2 protein-coding genes are annotated in these 3485 nt (G+C 40.4%); one reads left to right on the plus strand and one right to left on the minus strand.

Features of this window, described 5'->3' with window-relative positions:
• A partial coding sequence (locus RAC86_RS36805) for a glycosyl hydrolase (RefSeq protein WP_377886785.1) occupies positions 1 to 2063 on the plus strand: 2063 nt, incomplete at its 5' end.
• Positions 2064 to 2356: 293 nt separating this feature from the next.
• Here RAC86_RS36805 and RAC86_RS36810 read toward each other — a convergent pair.
• On the minus strand, positions 2357 to 3376 hold the full coding sequence (locus RAC86_RS36810; RefSeq protein ID WP_015251932.1) for a substrate-binding domain-containing protein: 1020 nt from the start codon (positions 3374 to 3376) through the stop codon (positions 2357 to 2359).
• Positions 3377 to 3485: the final 109 nt, after the last annotated feature.

Genomic DNA, 3485 nt, shown 5'->3' on the forward strand with positions numbered 1-3485 from the left:
TGCTGAAAAAAGGATGGATTTCTTTTACGGGTGCTTTCGTTTTATCTTCTTCTCTTCTTATGCCTTCCGCACAAGCCCAGGAGCAGATTATTAATCTTGTAGATGCTGAAGCATCGACGTCGACAAAACAGCTGTTTTCTTACTTGCAAAGTATTAGCGGCGAAAAAGTTTTGTTTGGCCAGCAACACGCAACGGATGAGGGAATTACCGTTACCGGACCCGGTCTGCGGACAGGTTCTACCGAATCTGAAGTGAAAAACTCGGTCGGTGACTATCCCGCCCTCTTTGGCTGGGATACGCTCAGTCTTGATGGCTATGAAAAGCCGGGATCACGTGAACAATCTGCCGCCGAAAATCGAGCCAACCTGATCAAATCGATGAAAACCGCACATGAACTTGGTGGCATCTTAACGCTTAGTACTCATCCGCATAACTTTGTAACCGGCGGCGACTTTTATGACACAAGCGGCCGTGTAGTCAAAAATATCCTGCCGGGCGGAAGCTATAATGCTAGATTCAATGAATGGCTTGACAACATTGCTGCTTTTGCAAATGATTTGAAAGACAACGAAGGCAAAGATATTCCTGTGATTTTCCGCCCGTTCCACGAGCAAACCGGCGGCTGGTTCTGGTGGGGAGCTCAAACCACTTCGGCTGCAGAATACAAAGAACTTTACCGATATACTGTAGAATACTTGCGTGATGTAAAAGGCGTCGATAACTTTTTATACGCTTTTTCACCAGGTGCATCTTTTAACGGAGATGAAGAGAAATACCTAAAAACCTATCCTGGAGATGATTATGTTGATGTTTTAGGATTTGATCAGTATGATAATCCAAACAATCCGGGGTCTGAAGGGTTTTTAAATACTCTCGTAGTAGATCTTGGCATGCTCTCAAAATTAGCAGACTCGAAAGGGAAAATAGCTGCTTTAACTGAATATGGACTTGGATTAAAAACAAACGGAAACCTTGACACACAATGGTTCACGAGAGTGCTTGATGCCATCAAAGCAGATCCCTATGCAAGAAAAATTTCTTATATGCAGACCTGGGCTAACTTCGGGCTTAATGGCAACTTGTTTGTTCCATACAAAAATGCACCAAATGGGCTCGGAGATCACGAGTTACTTCCTGACTTTATCAATTTTTATAAAGACCCCTATTCTGCTTTCTCGAAAGATGTTGGGAATATATACAGAGGAGCAGTACCGGAAACAGTTGCAGAAAAGCCGTTTATGCATATTGTTTCGCCAATTGACCGTAGTCTTTCGCTCCAAAAAGTTACACCAATCAGCGTTAGTGTGATTCAGGGTAAACCCAAAGATATTTATTATACCGTGAATGACAAAGCGAAGAAGTACCCTCTTGTCAAAGGTGATGGTTATTATTATGAAGGGTCTGCTGCTTTAAAAGGTGACAAAGCAACTATTCATGTAACAGCCGAATTTGCTGATGGAACCTCTCAAAAACAAACGATTAAGGTGTATTTAAAAGAGCCAGAAAAACAGCCACCAACAGTTGTTGATACATTTGAGACATATTATGGCGATGATGAACAGCTGCAGGCTGCCTTTGCTACTCAAGGTGATCCCTTAAAGCTATCGTTAACCAGTAGCGTAAAAACGGAAGGTTCCTATGCATTAAAATATGACTATTCACTAGCTGGAGCAGGTTATACTGGCATGACCAAATCTCTAGATAGTGTTGACTGGGCTGAAGCAGATTCAATTGATTTCTGGCTGAAAGCAGACGGTGGAAATCAAAAAATGGTTGTTCAACTCAATGCCGGAGGAATCGCCTTCGAGGCGTATCCGTCACTTGCTTCTAAAACAGCCAGCGAGGTATCAATCCCATTTTCCGAATTTAAACCGGCCCCATGGGAATCTGCCGAACGGCAAAAAGAAACATTAACAGCTGAACACTTGAAAAGTGTAAGGGCGTTTTCTATTTATGTAAATGCTACGGGATCAGAACCTGTTAACGGCACGATTTACCTTGATAATATTCGTGTATCATCTTCTGGAAAAACAGACTTTACCGATATACCGGCCAGCCACTGAGCACATATATATAATGGCTACTATTCTGATTCGGGCCTATGAATGGAAAAACGGATCTGTTTCAATTAACAACTTTCCTTTATAATTCAGAATATATAGTGAATCTGTTGGAAAAGCCCAACAGATTCACTTAATAGGTGTCAAATGCTCTCCGCTACAACGACTTCGTATAGCTTCTCTTTGATTAGAAAACATTAAAATTACTTTGTGCAAAGCTTATTAACTTACTAATTTTATTAAAACTATGATTGTAATAATTTGAATATAAAAAAGCATAGACAAGGGGTCTATACTCATTGGGGAGAGGCAGTTGGAGAACTGACAGAATCGCGGTAAATGATACGACCCTTTACTTGGACCCGACCAAATTTTTTAGAAGGATCGTTTACTTTTTCATACATAAATTGAACAGCGGTACGTGCCATTTCTTCCACATCGACAGCTACAGTTGTTAATTCAGGAAACCCGATTGTTGCATAAGCATCATTGTCGAAACCAACTACTGATACATCTTCCGGTACCTGATATCCGTGTAAGACGAGCTTATTAATCAAGAGGCGTGCTACCTGGTCACAGTTACAAACAAAGGCAGTTGGCATTTGGTCTGGCAATTGAATATCTACAAATTTCCCCTCTTCATTCCGGTCATTTAAAATATAATTGTCGTTTCTTTCTAACCTGTGTTCAAGGAGCGATTTATAATAACCCAAAAAGCGGTCTTGAATACTGCTTGTCGCGTATAAATTACCGACGTATCCGATTTCCTTGTGTCCTTTGCTGATCAAGTAGTTTGTTAAATCGTAGGCGCCATAAAAGTTATCCGTAATAACCGCATCCATATCTGTTTTCTCATCATAAAAATCCATAAATACTACTGGAATATTTACGGACTGCATCATCTCAATGTATTCTTTACTGACCTGCCCCAATATAATCAGACCATCTACTTTTTGTTCCGAGTAAATACGTGGCGGCACTAAAGTTTTTTCATCATTTGAACTTAAAATGTGAAGGATGCCGTAATAACCTTTTTGCTCCAGCGATTTAGACAGAGACTGATAGATGTTTAAATAAAATGACTGCGTCATGCCCGTAAATCGTTCTGGAATAGTAACACCAATATTATAAGAACGCCCGTCTTTCATGGCACGGGCTGATGTGTTGTAGCGATAACCCATTTCATCAGCTACTTGTTTGATTTTTAATTTGAGATCAGCACTGACTCCTTCTTTATCATTTAAAGCTTTCGATACTGTTACGCTGCTTACACCAAGCTTTTCTGCAATATCTCGCATGGTAATATTAGTTTTCAAATCCTCGCTCCTCTCTGAATTATTGTTAATCGATAACTTAATTTTATGGCTAATAAAATCTTTTGTCAATGAGGCTTACTGAAATCCACCCCGAGAGCGTGCACAGATT

It is taken from the genome of Bacillus sp. LR_5 (genome assembly GCF_042709275.1).